Raw genomic sequence first — 16,500 nt, 5'->3', positions numbered from 1 at the left:
AAAGTCCCGCAGGATCCTGCGGGACTTTTTGTTACTCAGAATCTGATCCTAAACCAGATTATAAAGGCACTGCCGAATCTTCGTGCTCCACAATCAGCTTATCCAGCGTAATCGGCAGCACGTGTACGCGTTTGCCCGTGGCGTGGAAGACCGCATTGGCAATCGCCGGAGCTACCCCTACGATCCCGATTTCACCCAAGCCTTTCGTACCCATCGGGTTCACAATATCGTCCTGTTCTTCGACGAAAATGACTTCAAATTCTTCGGGGATGTCGGCATTAACCGGAATGTGGTATTCCGCATAATTGTGGTTCATGAAACGACCGAAGTTGGAATCTACCTCACTCGTTTCCTCCAGAGCTTTACTTAGTCCCCAAACCATCCCGCCGAGAATCTGACTACGGGCCGTTTTCGGATTCAGGATCCGGCCCCCCGCAATCGCACTCACCATGCGACTCACGCGAACGGTACCGAAATCTTCATCCACGCGTACTTCCACAAATACCGCAGAGTGTACGTTACGGGCATAGGGCATTTGCTTGATCATATTTGGAATGGCCGTAGCCGTATCCTCCAGATAATTTTCGCCCGCCAGTTTCATCAGATCGCTCATGGAAATACTGATCTGAGGATCGGACTTGAGCTGGATTTTTCCGTCACCAAATACGAGTTCTTCCGCCGGTACATCGGCCAGGGGAGCGTAACTGGTTTTGCTCAGCAGTCGGATCAGCTTTTCGCGAATGTTTTCGCAGGCAATGCGTACCGCGTTTCCAACCGATGCTGCCGTTGCGGAACCTCCTTCGAGGTACGCCAGTGGGAGGGAAGAATCCCCCAGCTTAAAGGTCACCTGTTCAATGGGGAGGCCTACCGTTTCAGCGGCAATCTGCGTCATGATGGTATAAGTACCCGTACCAATATCGGACGTACCACTACTGACGGTCAACTTCCCATCCGCGGACAGAAAGGCCTTCGCCCGGCAGGGTACAAACATGGAATCCCACATCCCCGTCGCCATACCCCAGCCAATCAGCGTGTTGCCATCCCGCATCGAACGCGGCTCCGGGTTTCGCTGGGACCAGCCAAAGCGGTCGGCTCCCTGCTGGTAACAGGCTTTCAGTTCCTTACTGGAATAGGGTTTGCCCTTATTAGCGTCTTCCTCCGTGTAGTTTTTCAGGCGTAGGGCTACGGGGTCCATGTTGAGCTTATGGGCCAGCTCGTCCATCGCACATTCAATTGCGTACACGCCCGTCGCTGCTCCCGGAGCCCGCATGTCCAATGGTGTATACGCATCCAGTTTAACCAACTGGTAATCGTAGGCCACGTTGTCACATTTGTACATGGCTCCCGACCAGTCCACAATTGTTTCGGTGTAATTTTCAAAACGGGACGTTTCCGAAATGGCCTCGTGACGCATGGCCTGTAAAGTGCCATCCTCGGTCGCGGCCAGGGACATTTTCTGTAAGGTAGCCGGACGGTGGCCAAAGGAGAACATTTGCTGCCGGGTCAGCGTCACGCGAACCGAACGCTTGAGTTCCAGGGCCGCCAGTACCGCCATGAAAAGCTGATACTGGGGCCGTAAACCTGAACCAAACGCACCGCCCACAAAGGGCGAGAGAATACGAACCCGTTTTTCGACAAGCCGAAAATACCCGCTACGTAACTCTGGCTGTTGAAAACACCCTGCGTTTTGTCGTAGATGGTTAGGTGATCGTCCTCGTCGTAAATAACCGTCGACGCGTGCATTTCCATCGGATTGTGGTGCTCCGCTCCGTGGTAATACTCCGAGTTGAAATGAATGGGGGCCTTGGAGAATTCTTTCGCGAAGTTTCCCCGATTTTTCGGCTTCTTGTAACCCTGCTTTCCTTTGCCGGGATCAAATGCTTTATCGAGGTGGTCCCGTAATTCGGCTTCGATGGGTTTTTCTGAATGTTCGTATTCCACATGCACCAGTGAGGCCGCGTACCGGGCCAGTTCAAAACTTTCAGCAACGACCAGTGCGATCGGTTGCTGACTAAATTTGATTTCTGAATTGTGCAGCGGTCGAAAGGGCGAACCCGGTGGGGAGTCCTGGTCTTTGTAGCTCTTGTCAAACCAGGCCAGTCCCGATACATTTTCGTGAGTGAACACCTGAATCACGCCTTCGAGAGCCAGGGCTTTCGATGTGTCGATTGTGGCGATCGTTCCTTTGGCAATGGCACTGGATACAACGACCCCGTAGGCTAAGCCGGGTACCTGAAATTCGCCGGCGTATTTGGCCTGTCCGGTTACTTTCGCCCGGCCATCCACGCGGGAGGTAGGCTTTCCGATATATTGCGTATTCATGACTTGTGCTCGTTTTGCGTAGCTTCCAGCAAGGCCCGTACAATGGCTCGCTTCGCCAGTTCAATTTTAAAGGTGTTGTGACCAAAACCCTGGGCATTCGCCAGAATACTTTCGGCTACCTGCTGAAAATTCTCCCGCGTCGCCTGTTTGCCTTTCAGCAGGGTTTCGGCCTGCGTATCCCGCCAGGGTTTGTGAGCGACGCCGCCCAGGGCCAGCCGTACATCCGTGATGGTGGTACCGTCAAGTTCCAGAGCTGCCGCTACAGAAACCAGAGCAAACGCATACGACTGGCGGTCGCGAATCTTAACGTAGGTATAATGGTCCGCGAAGCCTTTCGCGGGCAATTCAATGGCCGTAATCAGTTCGTCGGCTTGCAGGGTATTGTCCAGGTGCGGCGTATCGCCGGGTAGTCGGTGAAACTCCAGAAAAGGAATACTTCGTTCGCCGCGTTTACTCTTGACGTGTACCGTTGCATCAAGAGCGGCCAGAGCCACGCACATGTCCGAAGGATGAGTAGCAATGCAGGATTCACTATGACCTAAAATGGCGTGAATCCGGTTAAATCCATTAATAGCCGAACAGCCCGAACCCGGTTCCCGTTTGTTGCAGGGGGTGGCGGTATCGTAGAAATAATAGCAACGGGTTCGCTGCATCAGGTTGCCGCCATCGGTAGCCATGTTCCGTAATTGCGGAGAAGCCCCGGCCAGAATGGCCTGAGCCAGCAGCGGGTAACGTTGCTCCACGAGGGGATGGTACGCCGTGTCGGCATTACGCATCAAAGCTCCCATACGGATGCCACCCGACTCGGTTTCTTCAATTTCCTGCAGAGGCAGGTGATTAATATCGATCAGGTGCTGTGGATGCGTTACGTTTTCCTTCATCAGGTCGATGAGGTTGGTACCGCCCGCCACAAAATCAGCTCCGTCAACCTTTTCTTCTACGGCTGTATCAAGTCCGTAGGCACGGGTATACGAGAAAGGATTCATGCGTGTTTCCCCCTTTCATTCATTACCTGATCAATGGCATCTACAATGTTGGAATAAGCTCCGCAACGGCAGAGATTACCGCTCATCAATTCCCGAATATCCGCTCTGGACTGAGCTTTGCCTTCGTTCATCAAGCCAATGGCCGAACAAATCTGTCCGGGCGTGCAGTACCCACACTGGAATGCGTCGTGTTCAACAAAGGCTTCCTGCAATGGATGGAGTTCTTCGCCTTTAGCCAGCCCTTCGATGGTCGTAATTTCATTTCCTTCCTGCATCACGGCCAGCGTCAGGCAGGAGTTAATGCGTTTACCGTTCACGAGTACCGTGCAGGCTCCGCACTGACCGTGATCGCAGCCTTTTTTGGTACCCGTCAGGTCCATGTGCTCCCGCAGGGCGTCCAGTAGGGTAGTCCACGGGGCCAGCGGGAGTTTTTTTTCTACACCGTTAATTTTTAAGGTAATGAGGCTCGTTGGCGAAACGCTGGGTGCAGCCACCCCAGGGGATGAAACACCCGGTAGCATTTCGGTTTCTAAAATCGCAGACATACGTTCAAGATGTTTGGATGGATGAATTCCGATGAGGACGGTCGGAAGCGTTTTTGTCCAAACCCTTAAAATTGATGTGCCAGCTAATGAATAATTTAAAGAATCCGAAAGAACCTGAAGCCAGGAATACGTGAAGTAAAAACTACCCTAACATTACTTGGAAGAAATCGGCTGTTTGAATTTTTTTGAAGGGCGGGGAACGTCCTGATCAATGATTCGCAGCGTGTTGATCAGGGAAAACAACACCAGAATTACGAGCAGGATAACGATGAAGAGTAACATGGCAGTGTCTTGTAAATTTGTACTATAGAAATAAAAAACTGTACCATTCAAGATTATACGTCAAAAAAAAAGCCCAGACCCTCGTCTGAGCTTTCTATAGCTATGTGCTGTAAGATTAGGGTAATCGGGCCGTTAGCGACCAGAAGTCAAAAACCAGGCTCCAGACGTTCTTAAAATCCTGATAACTCTGCGGTTTTTCCAGGAATGAACTGGCTCCATTAAAATAAGCCTTGTTTACAATGTGCGGATCATCGCTGGAAGACATCATGACAATCGGCAGGTGCTTCCAGCGAGGAGATGATTTTAACGCCATCACCAGTTCCAGCCCATTCATGCGAGGCAATTCGTAATCCAGTAGGAGCAAAGCCGGTTTCACTGGCGAGCTTTCCAGGAGTTCGAGGGCCTGCACGCCATCTTCAGCAAAAAGAATATTACAGGTCTGGTTACTTTTCTGGTAACTCCATTCCAGTAAAAAACGATGATCTGGATTATCTTCTACAACCAGAAAAAGCGGCTTAGGCTTCATACCTGATTTATAATTTATGGTCAGCTGAACTAACTTCCTAACGAAAATCTACGCGTTGAATGTCTGTAATAGTCAGAACAACGAACGAATTAAAGTAGCAAGATAGTATAAAATCAGTTACGATACACCTTGCGATACGGTATAGGAAGGTAATTTGGCCGTATTCGTCCAGAAGCCATACAGGGCTTCCCACAGGGAGGACAAGGTATGGTAGTTATCGGGTTTCACCAGATACGAGTTTGCCCCCATGGAATACGCATCGTGAATCAGGCGGGGACTATTGGAAGTCGTCAGCATAACCACGGGCATGCCTTTCCAGCGGGCCGAAGATTTGAGCTTTTGAAGCAATTCCAGGCCATTCATGCCCGGCATGTTAATATCGACCAGCATGACGGAAGGGCGTACCGGCGATTGTTCGAGTAATTTCAACGCTTCACGTCCGTCTTCAGCAAAAACCAGATCACATTGATACGATCCTTCCTGATAAGCCAGATTCAATAAATCGCGATCATCGGCGTCATCATCAACGATTAAAAAAAGCGGTTTTGTAGCCATTGGAAATAGGAATGTGTGACCAGTACTTCCAGGCTGTAAGGGTCACGGGTGGATACCAATTGATGCTACTCGAGAACTGGAAGTGAATCATGCACGACAACCATTCCTGAAATAAGGCGGTAGCGTATAAAACCTTCAATAGAGCTGAACTAAGGAGAAAGGCGTTCTAAAGGTATAGCATTTATCTGAATAACAAGCAATTAGGTCAAAGTAATTCAAAAGAATGCAAAAAAAAGAATCGCCCCTTCGAGTAAGACTTGAGCGGGCAGGCAGGAAGGAAGTAACCCTTAGGAGCTTACAGCCTGGGTTTATTTTTGTTCACAACTACGTAAAAAGAGGTACGAAAACAGATTCGTACCTCTTTTTCTCATAAAACGAGTTTCTCGTGCAGACGATGCAGCGTTTCCTGGGCATCGTGGCACAGGCCTGTGTGCACCGGCGAGGTTTGCACCACCGTACTCCGATTGGCCGTTAGCCAGCGAAAACGTGACGCTACGGGCAGTTGCCCAATGACGCCACCTTCGTGCCGGCCCTTGCATATTTTCTGAAAGGCAACGAGTCGTTCGGTCAGTTCTTCCCGGTCAATCGTTTCGCCGAAAGCCCGTAATCGATCTTCAATCAAACTAAATTTGGTTTGCAGGAATCCTTCGGCTGGGCAATATAGAATGACGCCTACGTTCAGAAACTCTTCCCGTTCCACGCGGGGCATAACGCGGATAACAGCGTATTCAAATAAGTGCATTTCTGGCATGTTGTGCTTCTTTAACAAAGAGTTCTGACGAAGCGAGTCGGGCTTCTAAAAACTGGATGTAGGCCTGTCGCTGCTCGGCAGCCGAGGCAAAGGGCGATTCGCCCGTCAGCCAGTCGTCGGGAATGAGCGAAACAATGGCCCGGATGCGTTCGGAGCTGAGTCGGGTACGAAAATCCGCGTTGACGGCTTCGAGTTCCGAAGCCCAGGGTAACAGCACGTGGTCTTTAATGGAAGGGAAAGGCCGTTGGTGCTGTTGTTCCCAGTTTTGCCAGGAATGGTGGAAGTACAGCGAAGCTCCGTGATCGATCAGCCAGAGTTCCTTGTGCCAGATGAGCATATTAGTATTACGGGGCGTACGATCCACGTTCATGACCAGGCTATCGAGCCAGACAATTGCGGAAGCCGTGCGGGCATCGACGGTATTGACCAGGGCGTCGAACGTGATGGCTCCCGAGAGGTAATGCAGGGCCAGATTGAGGCCCGCACTGAACTTGAGCAGGTCCTGTATTTCCTCGTCAGGTTCGGTACGGCTGAGGATAGGGTCGAGTTCACAAAACACAATCTCGGGTACCCGCAAGCCCAGCGTACGGGCAATTTCTCCGGCAATCAGTTCCGCAATCAGAGCCTTAACGCCCTGGCCAGCCCCGCGAAATTTCAGTACATACAAAAAACCATCATCGGCTTCAACAATAGCGGGCAAAGAACCCCCTTCCCGCAGGGGCGTAACGTACCGGGTAACCCGTACGGTTCGGAGTGGAGATTCGGTCACGAGTGGTGCATTTAAAAACTGGAAAGTTGCAAAGGTACGTAGCCATACCGGGTCATTGCTGAAAAAGCGTAGGCGTGTATACCCTTTCGTTACTGTTTACAAATATGAATTTGACAAAACAAATTCAGAGAATATGAGTAAATACGAAAGAACTGAATTTTGAAAAATGGCGTAATCAATTGCCTATCAGCGAACGACGTTCGTTATTTTGAAATAATTCAGGCTTAAACACTTGTTTAAACTCAGTACTGCTTCGGTTTTTGGAAGAAATGAAGCCGAAGCAATACTGGGTATGTCGTATCAACTGACTCAAACGTTTTGAGCTTCAGCATTAACACCTTGATCGCATGACTGAATCATTATTTGGTGCACCCAAAATCCCGTTAGACAATCTTTCGCTGATTGAAAAAGACGCCCCAAACCTGATTTTGTGGGCGGTGCCAGCGATGATCCTTTTCACCGCTATCGAAATTCTCATTACGTATGTTCAGGAAAAGCCCTATTATGAAAAACAGGAAACCATTGGTTCCGTACTGGTAGGACTCGGTTCACTGGCGGTGGGAGCTTCCCTGAAATTTGCCCTGCTTTTTGCGGTGGTATGGCTGTACAATCAGTTGCCCTGGCGAATGTCGCTCAACTGGTGGACATTCATTCCCTGTTACGTTATTTTTGACCTCTGTAGTTACTGGGCTCACCGCATTTCGCACGAGCAGCGTTTCTGGTGGGCTACGCACGTCGTACACCATTCGGGCGAGCGGTACAACCTGAGCGTATCCTTCCGCCTGAGCTGGATTCAGAACCTGAAGACCATTTTCTTCCTACCCGTTGCCCTGATTGGTTTTCACCCGATCATCTTCTTTACTACCAATCAGGTTGCGGTACTGTTCCAGTTCTGGGTACATACCGAGTACATTCGCCGCATGCCCCGCTGGGTAGAGTACATTTTTGCGACGCCTTCCAATCACCGGGTCCACCACGGTTCGCAACCCAAGTACATTGATAAAAACTACGGAGCTACCTTTATATTCTGGGACCGGATTTTCGGAACGTATCAGCTAGAGGAAGAGCCACCCATTTACGGCATCACCACGAATATCAGTAACAAGGCCAACCCGCTGATGATTAATTTTCACGAAGTGGCCGATATTATTAAAGACGTCAAGGGAGCTAAAGGGCTGCGAAAGAAACTGTTCTACATCTTTGGTAGTCCGATTAAGGTAGACGAAGAGAAAAAACGGAATGCCGCCGAGCGAAAAATAAGCGAAGTGGCCTAAGGCACGAATCCCATTGGAAAAGGTGTAACGCTGCAGCGTTGCACCTTTTTTTGTAGTTTGCCCTCATGATACCTCCTGTACACTGCTACATACTATCGGAACGGGCCCTGGTCATTACCTGGGATCAGCGAATCGATCCAGCCATTGCCGCCTCGATACGAAAGCTTCAAAAGCAACTGACCAACCAACCCTTCGAGGGAATGCTGGAACTTGTGCCTGCGTACGCATCCCTCACTGTTTTCTACGATCCCTTACGGGTACGGAACCAGTACGCCACCTCAAACAGCCAGCGTTGGGTGGAGGCTTACCTTTGGCAAAATATCGAAAAGGTACAGGATCAGGTGGTTACTTCGGCAAGTCGGCACATCGAAATTCCCGTGCAGTATGGTGGCCTGAACGGGCCGGATTTGCCTTACGTTGCTCAATACTGTGGTCTGAGCGAAGCCGAAGTGATTGACTGGCACAGTCGGGCCGTGTACCAGGTTTATCTGCTGGGCTTTGTACCGGGCTTTGCTTACCTGGGCGGCCTGAACGAAAAACTGGCGACTCCCCGAAAGGATACGCCCCGTCAGGGTGTGCCCGCGGGGTCGGTGGGGATCGCGGGTGCTCAGACGGGTATCTATCCCGTCCCAATTACGGGAGGCTGGCAAATCATTGGTCGTACTCCGCTTACTCTTTTTGATGTACGGGAGAATCCCCCGGCCCGTTTGCAGGCGGGGGATTCCGTTACCTTTGTACCGATTTCGTAAGCCCATGATCGCACGTGTCGTAAAAGCTGGCGTACTGACCACGGTACAGGACCTGGGTCGAGCGAGTTATCGATCCCAGGGGGTAGTCGTTGGAGGGGCCATGGACGGATTTGCCCATCGCATCAGTAATTCGTTGGTGGGAAACTCCGCTGAATGGGCCACGCTGGAAGTGACCTTCGGCGGACTGGAGTTATACTTCGAAGCAGAGAGTTGGATTGCCATTACCGGGCATGGTGTCGCCGTACGGATCGATGATACCGAGGCTGATTGTTGGCGGCCGTTGCGAATAGGGGCGGGTAGCCGCCTGCAACTCGCTTATACGGGTCAGGGCTGTCGAAGTTATGTTGCCATACGGGGTGGTTGGCAGGTAGCCGAGGTGCTGGGAAGTTACAGTACCTATTTGCCCGCTGGCTGGGGCGGGTACGAGGGCAGGGCTCTACGGGCCGACGATGTGCTGACTTACGGGCCAAACCTGCCACCGCTGTATCCCTCGTTAAACTGGTCGCTGGCACCAGCGGCTCTGCCTGCGTACCAGACGCATCCTACGGTACGCGTGATTCGCGGGCCTGAATGGAAATTCTTTACGCCTGAAAGTCAGCGAGCGTTTAGCAGCCAGTCGCATGAAGTATTGCCCCAGAGTAATCGGATGGGGTATCGGCTGGAAGCCCGGATGCAAAAACTACGAACGACCGAATTGCTCTCTACAGCCGTAACGGCGGGAACGATACAGGTCTTACCCGATGGAAATTTAGTGGTCCTCATGAATGATGCTCCCACGACCGGGGGCTATCCCCGGATTGCTCAGGTCATCGAGCCGGATCTGAGCGTAATGTCCCAGCTGGTGCCTGGAAATCAGGTTCAATTCTCGTTGTTAAGTCCGGAACAGGCCGAGGATAAATACATACAGTATCAGGAATTTACCCGGAAACTGGAAGAAACGTTGACCCAACGCTTAGACCCTACTACTGATGTTTATTGATATTAATTGTGATCTGGGCGAAAGTTTTGGAGCCTATACCCTGGGCAACGACGAAGCCCTGATGCCGTTTATTACCTCTGCGAATATTGCCTGCGGCATGCACGCGGGTGATCCGCGAATCATGCACCAGTCCGTGCAGACCTGCGTACGGCAGGGTGTAGCCATCGGGGCCCATCCGGGCTTTGCGGATTTATCCGGTTTTGGCCGAAGAAACATGGGAATCAGTCCCGCCGAAGCCTATGATCTGGTACTCTATCAGATCGGAGCTTTGTACGGATTCGTGAAAGCGGCCGGAGCCCGGCTGCACCACGTCAAACCCCACGGTGCTCTGTACAATCAGGCCGCCAAAGACCCCGCTCTGGCCGAAGCCATTGCCCGGGCGGTGAAAGATTTTGACTCACAACTATTTTTGTACGGACTGGCCGGAAGTGCTCTTGTGGAAGAGGCGAAGCGATTGGGCGTACGAACCTGTAGCGAAATTTTTGCCGATCGAACCTACCAGCCGGATGGGACGCTTACGCCCCGCACCAGCCCGAATGCCTTGATTCACGATCCGGCTCAGGCTGTTGGGCAGGTGATGCAATTCATCCGGGAAAAAGAAAACTGGGCCGAAACAGTATGCGTTCACGGGGATGGCCCACAGGCCGTTTCCTTTGCTCAGGCTCTGTACACCCATTTTCAGGAACAAGGCATTCAGCCGCAGTCACCCCTTTTGTAAGTAAATTACCCCTTTTCCTTTCCTACATGGCAGCTAAGCCTACCTCTACCTTATCCACGTTACTCGGAGCCGCCTTTCTGATGGCTACTTCCGCCATTGGACCGGGTTTCCTCACCCAAACCACGCTTTTCACGGTACAGTTAAAAGCCAGTTTCGGCTTTGTGATTTTGCTGTCCATTCTGCTGGATATTGGTGTGCAGCTTAATATCTGGCGAATCGTCATCGCTTCCGGTCAGCGGGCTCCCGATCTGGCGAATGCTCTCTTGCCGGGCGTCGGGCATTTTTTATCCATCCTGATTGCTTTGGGCGGGTTGGTTTTCAACATCGGGAATATTGCCGGAGCGGGGCTGGGATTGCAGGTTTTGCTGGGAATGCCCGTCGCCGTTGGAGCGGGACTGAGTGCGGGATTAGCCATTGTATTATTTCTGGTGAAAGACGCCCTGCGAGCCATGGATCAGTTTTCAAAAATACTGGGTCTGTTGATGATTGCCCTGACGCTGTACGTGGTCTGGACGGCCCACCCGCCGCTGGGCGTAGCCCTAGAAAAAACCTTTCTGCCTGATACCATCGACACCACGGCCATCATTACGCTAGTGGGCGGAACCGTGGGAGGGTACATCACCTTTGCCGGTGCTCACCGTCTGCTTGAGGCCGGAATGAGCGGTCCGGAAGCTATTCCACAAACCAACCGGGGAGCAGTTACGGGCATTGCGGTTGCTTCAGTCATGCGGATTTTACTGTTTCTGGCCGCTTTGGGCGTCGTGATGCAGGGCTTACCGATTGATGCGGCCAATCCGCCCGCTTCCATGTTTCAGCAGGCAGCTGGCTTGCTGGGGTACAAGCTCTTTGGACTTGTGATGTGGAGTGCCGCCATTACCTCGGTAGTAGGTTCGGCGTATACGTCGGTGACCTTTGTTCGTACGATGCATGCACGGCTGAACGATCAAACCAAAGCCGTCACGGTAGGATTCATCGCCCTGTCAGCTCTTATTTTTATGCTGGTCGGCAACCCCGTAACGATTCTGGTAGCTGCCGGAGCCCTGAACGGCATGATCCTGCCCGTAGCCTTACTGATCTTGCTCATTGCAGTACACCGACTTCCTTTTGGAAAAACCTATCGTCATCCGCTCTGGCTTACGCTGGTGGGGGTGGTCATCATGGTTGTGATGGGGTGGATGGCCGTTCGTACCCTGAGTAGTTTATAAAGCAAAAAAGGCTGAGCAACAGAATCTATTGTTCAGCCTTTTTTGCTTTACATCTAGACGTATTAGTCTTCGTCCTCATTCGAATTGCTTCGGCAAAGCAACGCTACGGCGGTGGCCGTAACCAGAGCACCAACGGCCAGCTTGGTAATGAGTCCTTTGCGATTGTATTTCCATTCTGCGTTCCAGCCTTTCTCCGCCAGAATATTCGGAATGTGTCCTCGCTTCAAATCATCAATGATTCCTTCGACTACGTTAACGCGGTCCGCAAACAGGAGCGGTAACCAGTGACCGTATTCCGATTCGCTGAATTTAAAGGCATACCGACGGATGGCTCCGCTCAGTCCGGAAGGGGGGCTTGAGGTTCCGAAAACGGCCGTTATCCCGGGCCGTTCGTTGGAATGAAGCACTTCCACGTTGACGGGTTGCTGCGGCGGTTTTTCGTAATTGAGCCGCCGATGATCATCCCCCGTATAATTTTTCATGGGGTACGTGGGTTCATTTTTAGGATCCGCATCGATTCCCCAACCCTTGATATGTGCGTAATGACTCGCTAAATCTTCCATACAATGTTTGTTTATACCCGTGCAGAAGGTGGAATAAGAATCGGCTTGATACAGTTATCCAGCTTGGCTGAAAAGATGTGATAGGCGTCGGAAACTTCCTCCAGCGGAACGCGGTGCGTAACGATGCCTTTCGGATCAATCCGCCCCGCCTGTACGTGCTCAATGAGCCTGGGCAACAGGCGTTTGACCGAGGCCTGATTCGCCCGAATTGTAATGCCTTTGTTGACGACATTCCCAATGGGAATGAGATTATCCGTAGGGCCGTATACGCCGACGATCGAAACGATGCCCCCTTTTTTTACGGAGTTGATGGCCCAGTGCAAGGCCGTAGCCGATCCTGCTTGAAGCATCATTTTACGACCCGTAATGGTTTGTAAGGCACTACCCGCCGCATCGCCGCCAACGGCATCAATACAAACGTCTGCTCCAAAGTAGTCTGTTGCCTTCTTCAGAAATAAAACCGGGTCCTGCATCGAACGGAAATTGTAAGCTTCACACTGGGCGTAGGTACGCACGAAATCGAGCCGGTATTCCAGGTGGTCGATCACAATCACGCGACCCGCCCCAAATAGCCAGGCACATTTAGCCGCCATAATGCCTACGGGGCCCGCTCCGAAAACAACGACGGTGTCACCGGGTTTAATACCACCCATTTCTGCGGCCTGATAACCCGTGGGTACTACGTCGGTCAGCAATACGGCATCATCCGGGTGCATATCCGCCGGGATCACCATGGGGCCTACATCGGCGTAAGGCACCCGGACGTACTCAGCCTGTCCGCCGTCGTAGCCGCCCGCCGTGTGGGAGTACCCAAAAATACCACCCACAGCGGTAGCTTCCGGATTGGATTCATGGCAATTGCCGTAGAGCCCCTGCTTACAGAACGAGCAGGTGCCGCAGGCAATGTTGAACGGAACCAGTACGTGATCGCCCACTTTCAGGTTTTGTACGGAGGGTCCGATTTCTTCGACGATACCAATAAACTCGTGGCCGAAGGTCATACCTACTCGTGTATCCGGTACCAGACCGTGGTAGAGGTGCAAGTCGGAGCCACAGATACACGAACGAGTGACGCGTACGATGGCATCATTGGGATGTTGAATTTCGGGATAGGGTTTGTGGTCTACACGTACCCTGAAGGGTCCCCGGTAGTTCATGGCAAGCATACAGTACGTTGGGTTATAGGTGAAATGCGTGCTTTTGAAAAGCACTGCCTGAAACAAGAACCCACTCACTTGATGTAAAAGCGGGTTTGGAATACGTATAGTCTCAAAAAAAATCGAACCAGTTTCAGGCAAAGTGGCCAGAAGCCAGGCAAAAACGAACCTATAGTCTGACATCGAAGAGAAATGCAAGAGCTACAAAATACTTAAACGTAAAATGGTTGGACTGCTTACGGGTAAGTATAAATCGTGTAAACAGATGTTCAGTGAATGGATGAATAAAGTGTACCAGAACTTTCCTGAAAAATTTCTAATCTTAAATGAATATTTATTCTCATAATTTTTCAATTCATAAGATTTTTCAATACATTTCTAACCAGATTATAAGTCCCGCTAGACTAGTACCATTCGTTACCGGAGCTGTGAGCTACCTTCCCCATTACCTTTGGTGATGGGGCTTTTTTATGGCATTCCAGTGAAAACAGGAATTTGAAAATTACTTACAAAATGTGATTGGATAGCTGAAACCCAAAATCGCCAATACTCACTAGTACGAGGTAGCCATCGAAAGGTAACGTGGTAAGTAAAGAAAAAACGTCGCCTAGTAGAGAATACCCCCTAATTTTTAGGAAAATGGGAACAAATCACGGATAGGAGTATACGAATATCAAAAGTTAAGCAGATACGGTGCTGGGCAAAGCACAGGCAACTACTAAAACGGAAGAAATAAGAGGGGTAAAAAAGAGCCCGGTATCGTGCCGGGCTACCATCAAATCAAGGGGTTGTCAATTTCCTTCATGTGCTCATATACCCACTGAGGCGGGGCTTCGGTACCTCTCCAGATAAAGGTAACTTCGAATGTCTTCTCCGTACCATCCTCCGTCGTAAAGTGGATGGGGACGTTTTGAAACGAACCATCCAGTAAGCTATACGTGGGGAGTTCTTTTCTGGCCAATTGTTCGATCTGTTGCTCGGTCATAGCGAATGATTAAAGATAGGGTTCACGGTTTGTCCCGTATGCAGCCCTTACCTCAAATCACATGCCAGGCTAGGCTATTTCGATGGTGCGTTGAGGGGGACAGCGTTCGAACCCACAGGTTGGGTCACAAGGCAAAGATTAGGGGAATGCGTAGTCAAAATGCAATCAGAGGTCCTGAACGATCCCGCACGTCTTGATTCGGGGATGAACTTACCTGCTTCGTATCATCGCTTAGGAGAGTATCCCGACGGATTGATCCGCTCGCCGACGAGCTTTTCATAATCATCAACCGCGGGGTGACTCTATGTGCCGAGGTTTGTACCGGAGCAATGGCTTCCGATTGGTTTCAATATATGGCTTTGCCGGGCGAGTCTACGGACGTACTTAAAAGAGCGTGGTGCAAAGTTTAACCGTGTTGATCCTTGCAAATCTAAAAACCTTAACGTGTAATGTATAAATACAATTTTAACAGGAGTTAAGCTATACGGCAGGTTATAAATGAATAATTTAATCCAGAGGTATGTTTTACAGGGTAAAGGCTACTATGAGTCTAAAGAATCTAATTTTTACGGAAATATTAAATAATGATCAATATCAAGTTGATAAGTAGTAATTAGATGTAAGTTGTTGTTAGATTAAATATATAAGATTTAGTAAATAGGATTCGTTAAATACTAGCTAATCAAACGAAATTTACCATTCTATTGGCTAGAGTATTAGGTTGATTTCGTGTAATTTAATCAGGAATGGGAAAAAGATGATTGGTTAGTGTAAAATTCCTGTTAAAATAAATTATTAGAAGATTTTAAATCAATAACAAGACTTTAGGGTTATTAAAAATTTTTATTTAATTCATTGAAATTCAGATTCTAAGAAATAAAACTTTTAATATTTGCTTCCCACGAAGGGTCTTTTACATTTGTGAAAATAAACTGTTCGATCAAGTGCTGTAAACACCCAGTCGGGCTTAACTAATCATAATAAACCACTATTGTTATGGTCCCTGCAAAAGTAAAACACTATTTGAGATTTGTCAATACAGACAAAGTTGTTTCCATGATTATAGACTATGCTCAGGGTTTATTTGAAAAGGGAGCATTAGACGGGCTTGATAGTATCGAGCAGACCTTTAAAAATCATAGCAGGGAGGAAGCATATGGAGAATTAAGCCCCCGAATCGTGAAGATTATTGAAAAGCCATTTTATTTAACCATACCCTTTGAAATAGGCTGTCAGCTACAAATAGGGGATATTGTAAACTCGTATCTGGTGGAGCGAAACGTGCACGAAGACGAAGACAGCGACATTATTCAAATGATCTTATGGGCTTTTGATAATGATTCTATTTCTTACTTAGGTATCAAAAAGAAATACTTTAGTCGTGTAGACGAAATCCGGTACGTAGTCGAATGTTTGGAATCATGGGAAGAAGCAGCCGATTATAATCCCTACAAAGCCCCTCATTTAATTACGGAATGATTAGTATAAACTTTCGCGAATCATTTACAAAAAGAGGAGTTTTTAAATCCATGCGATCCGTAGCCTGAACAAGGTTAGGCAAAAAAGTAAGGCTCCCTCAGGCAGTGCAGAGGGAGCCTTATCGGGGAATGAATCCAAGCTGAAGGATAACGAAGTTGGATAGTATTCAATACCTGCTTGCTGCTCAAAATCCTTCCTGCAGGCTGCCATCGGTTCACTGGGTAGTTATTCCCCTGCCTAACCAGTGAACGTACGGGTGAGGTTCCCAACCGCCGATAAAGAACCTCCCTGCTTCAAAGGAGCAAAGGCTACGTAAATGAACCTCTGCTAATTGAGACCCTACAAAAGTAGCGGACTTTAAGGTACCACACGCCGGCTTAATTTGTCCGGATCTATACCCCCAGTTTTAGCTGTATTCCCGCATCAAAAAACATCAGCTGGTATCGGGGCGAAGGGTCAAATCACCCATGGGTTTCACTTTTCAGAACGAAAAATGCGGATTAGCCTCAGTAGACAAGCCGTTTAAGATGCGTACACAACACCAGGTAAAGTTTACGCTTCAGGGGGAAAATGAACCCGTTGGTCGAATTCACATAACTTAGCTGGGCTCTCGGCTATACGTTTGTACTACTGAATCAGTCAGAGAAGTGGCGGC

16 protein-coding genes and 1 pseudogene are annotated in these 16,500 nt (G+C 49.6%); 6 read left to right on the top strand and 11 right to left on the bottom strand.

The window, feature by feature from the left end; genetic code table 11:
• Positions 1–61: 61 nt before the first annotated feature.
• From BWI93_RS07795 to BWI93_RS07765, 8 genes and pseudogenes are all read right to left on the bottom strand, one after another.
• A pseudogene (locus BWI93_RS07795) lies at positions 62–2,365 on the bottom strand (xanthine dehydrogenase family protein molybdopterin-binding subunit); the annotation flags it as partial.
• Positions 2,319–3,308 carry a xanthine dehydrogenase family protein subunit M gene (locus tag BWI93_RS07790; RefSeq protein WP_094809928.1) on the bottom strand — a complete coding sequence of 330 codons (990 nt, stop codon included), beginning with the start codon at positions 3,306–3,308 and terminating at the stop codon, positions 2,319–2,321. The pseudogene BWI93_RS07795 and the gene BWI93_RS07790, both read right to left, overlap by 47 nt.
• Positions 3,305–3,829 carry a (2Fe-2S)-binding protein gene (locus tag BWI93_RS07785; protein ID WP_094809930.1) on the bottom strand — a complete coding sequence of 175 codons (525 nt, stop codon included), beginning with the start codon at positions 3,827–3,829 and terminating at the stop codon, positions 3,305–3,307. Before BWI93_RS07785 ends, BWI93_RS07790 begins: the two co-directional genes overlap by 4 nt.
• 177 nt (positions 3,830–4,006) lie before the next feature.
• Entirely contained in the window at positions 4,007–4,135 is a 129-nt protein-coding gene (locus BWI93_RS28635) for a hypothetical protein (protein WP_255157769.1), read from the bottom strand.
• A 115-nt stretch (positions 4,136–4,250) separates the two neighbouring features.
• Positions 4,251–4,661, bottom strand: coding sequence for a response regulator (locus tag BWI93_RS07780; RefSeq protein ID WP_094809926.1), 411 nt, complete (start codon positions 4,659–4,661; stop codon positions 4,251–4,253).
• 117 nt (positions 4,662–4,778) lie between these two features.
• Positions 4,779–5,216, bottom strand: a complete 438-nt coding sequence (locus BWI93_RS07775; RefSeq protein ID WP_094809923.1) for a response regulator — start codon at positions 5,214–5,216, stop codon at positions 4,779–4,781.
• 367 nt (positions 5,217–5,583) lie between these two features.
• On the bottom strand, positions 5,584–5,967 hold the full coding sequence (locus tag BWI93_RS07770) for a DUF3037 domain-containing protein (RefSeq protein ID WP_094809921.1): 384 nt from the start codon (positions 5,965–5,967) through the stop codon (positions 5,584–5,586).
• A complete protein-coding gene (locus BWI93_RS07765; RefSeq protein ID WP_094809919.1) occupies positions 5,945–6,736 on the bottom strand; it encodes a HipA family kinase in 792 nt (263 codons plus the stop codon). The genes BWI93_RS07770 and BWI93_RS07765 overlap by 23 nt, the downstream gene beginning before the upstream one ends.
• Before the next feature lie 347 nt (positions 6,737–7,083).
• Here BWI93_RS07765 and BWI93_RS07760 point away from each other — a divergent pair, with 347 nt between their 5' ends.
• The 5 genes from BWI93_RS07760 (at position 7,084) to BWI93_RS07740 (ending at position 11,661) form a co-directional block, all read left to right on the top strand.
• A complete protein-coding gene (locus BWI93_RS07760) occupies positions 7,084–8,010 on the top strand; it encodes a sterol desaturase family protein (RefSeq protein ID WP_094809917.1) in 927 nt (308 codons plus the stop codon).
• A 65-nt stretch (positions 8,011–8,075) separates the two neighbouring features.
• A complete protein-coding gene (gene pxpB / locus BWI93_RS07755; protein ID WP_094809915.1) occupies positions 8,076–8,759 on the top strand; it encodes a 5-oxoprolinase subunit PxpB in 684 nt (227 codons plus the stop codon).
• Positions 8,760–8,763: 4 nt separating this feature from the next.
• Entirely contained in the window at positions 8,764–9,738 is a 975-nt protein-coding gene (locus BWI93_RS07750; protein ID WP_176454163.1) for a biotin-dependent carboxyltransferase family protein, read from the top strand.
• The gene (locus BWI93_RS07745) at positions 9,728–10,456 is read left to right on the top strand and encodes a LamB/YcsF family protein (RefSeq protein ID WP_199181975.1); all 729 of its coding nucleotides are present in this window, start codon (positions 9,728–9,730) and stop codon (positions 10,454–10,456) included. Before BWI93_RS07750 ends, BWI93_RS07745 begins: the two co-directional genes overlap by 11 nt.
• 26 nt (positions 10,457–10,482) lie before the next feature.
• Entirely contained in the window at positions 10,483–11,661 is a 1,179-nt protein-coding gene (locus BWI93_RS07740; RefSeq protein WP_094809909.1) for an NRAMP family divalent metal transporter, read from the top strand.
• 62 nt (positions 11,662–11,723) lie between these two features.
• Here BWI93_RS07740 and BWI93_RS07735 read toward each other — a convergent pair whose 3' ends face one another.
• The 3 genes from BWI93_RS07735 to BWI93_RS07725 all read right to left on the bottom strand — a co-directional run bounded on the left by BWI93_RS07735 (position 11,724) and on the right by BWI93_RS07725 (position 14,366).
• A complete protein-coding gene (locus BWI93_RS07735) occupies positions 11,724–12,224 on the bottom strand; it encodes a hypothetical protein (RefSeq protein WP_094809907.1) in 501 nt (166 codons plus the stop codon).
• A gap of 11 nt (positions 12,225–12,235) precedes the next feature.
• Positions 12,236–13,390, bottom strand: a complete 1,155-nt coding sequence (locus tag BWI93_RS07730) for a zinc-dependent alcohol dehydrogenase (RefSeq protein WP_094809905.1) — start codon at positions 13,388–13,390, stop codon at positions 12,236–12,238.
• Between the two features lie 766 nt (positions 13,391–14,156).
• Positions 14,157–14,366 (bottom strand): hypothetical protein, encoded by a 210-nt coding sequence (locus BWI93_RS07725; protein WP_094809903.1) that lies wholly within the window; start codon positions 14,364–14,366, stop codon positions 14,157–14,159.
• A gap of 996 nt (positions 14,367–15,362) precedes the next feature.
• Between BWI93_RS07725 and BWI93_RS07720 the strand changes: the two genes are divergently transcribed.
• Positions 15,363–15,845, top strand: coding sequence for a hypothetical protein (locus BWI93_RS07720; RefSeq protein WP_094809901.1), 483 nt, complete (start codon positions 15,363–15,365; stop codon positions 15,843–15,845).
• The last annotated feature ends 655 nt before the right edge of the window (positions 15,846–16,500 follow it).

The sequence above is a fragment of the Siphonobacter sp. BAB-5385 genome (genome assembly GCF_002261125.1).
Lineage (GTDB): Bacteria > Bacteroidota > Bacteroidia > Cytophagales > Spirosomataceae > Siphonobacter.
The sequence above is the reverse complement of the archived record's forward strand: the minus strand, read 5'-3'. Positions and strand labels throughout refer to the sequence as shown.

What these genes read in the sequence shown, in the direction of transcription:
- BWI93_RS07790 (WP_094809928.1), bottom strand. Translation starts at nt 3,308, where the DNA reads ATGAATCCTTTCTCGTATACCCGTGCCTACGGACTTGATACAGCCGTA.
- BWI93_RS07785 (WP_094809930.1), bottom strand. Translation starts at nt 3,829, where the DNA reads ATGCTACCGGGTGTTTCATCCCCTGGGGTGGCTGCACCCAGCGTTTCG.
- BWI93_RS28635 (WP_255157769.1), bottom strand. Translation starts at nt 4,135, where the DNA reads ATGTTACTCTTCATCGTTATCCTGCTCGTAATTCTGGTGTTGTTTTCC.
- BWI93_RS07780 (WP_094809926.1), bottom strand. Translation starts at nt 4,661, where the DNA reads ATGAAGCCTAAGCCGCTTTTTCTGGTTGTAGAAGATAATCCAGATCAT.
- BWI93_RS07775 (WP_094809923.1), bottom strand. Translation starts at nt 5,216, where the DNA reads ATGGCTACAAAACCGCTTTTTTTAATCGTTGATGATGACGCCGATGAT.
- BWI93_RS07770 (WP_094809921.1), bottom strand. Translation starts at nt 5,967, where the DNA reads ATGCCAGAAATGCACTTATTTGAATACGCTGTTATCCGCGTTATGCCC.
- BWI93_RS07760 (WP_094809917.1), top strand. Translation starts at nt 7,084, where the DNA reads ATGACTGAATCATTATTTGGTGCACCCAAAATCCCGTTAGACAATCTT.
- pxpB (WP_094809915.1), top strand. Translation starts at nt 8,076, where the DNA reads ATGATACCTCCTGTACACTGCTACATACTATCGGAACGGGCCCTGGTC.
- BWI93_RS07750 (WP_176454163.1), top strand. Translation starts at nt 8,764, where the DNA reads ATGATCGCACGTGTCGTAAAAGCTGGCGTACTGACCACGGTACAGGAC.
- BWI93_RS07745 (WP_199181975.1), top strand. Translation starts at nt 9,728, where the DNA reads ATGTTTATTGATATTAATTGTGATCTGGGCGAAAGTTTTGGAGCCTAT.
- BWI93_RS07740 (WP_094809909.1), top strand. Translation starts at nt 10,483, where the DNA reads ATGGCAGCTAAGCCTACCTCTACCTTATCCACGTTACTCGGAGCCGCC.
- BWI93_RS07735 (WP_094809907.1), bottom strand. Translation starts at nt 12,224, where the DNA reads ATGGAAGATTTAGCGAGTCATTACGCACATATCAAGGGTTGGGGAATC.
- BWI93_RS07730 (WP_094809905.1), bottom strand. Translation starts at nt 13,390, where the DNA reads ATGCTTGCCATGAACTACCGGGGACCCTTCAGGGTACGTGTAGACCAC.
- BWI93_RS07725 (WP_094809903.1), bottom strand. Translation starts at nt 14,366, where the DNA reads ATGACCGAGCAACAGATCGAACAATTGGCCAGAAAAGAACTCCCCACG.
- BWI93_RS07720 (WP_094809901.1), top strand. Translation starts at nt 15,363, where the DNA reads ATGGTCCCTGCAAAAGTAAAACACTATTTGAGATTTGTCAATACAGAC.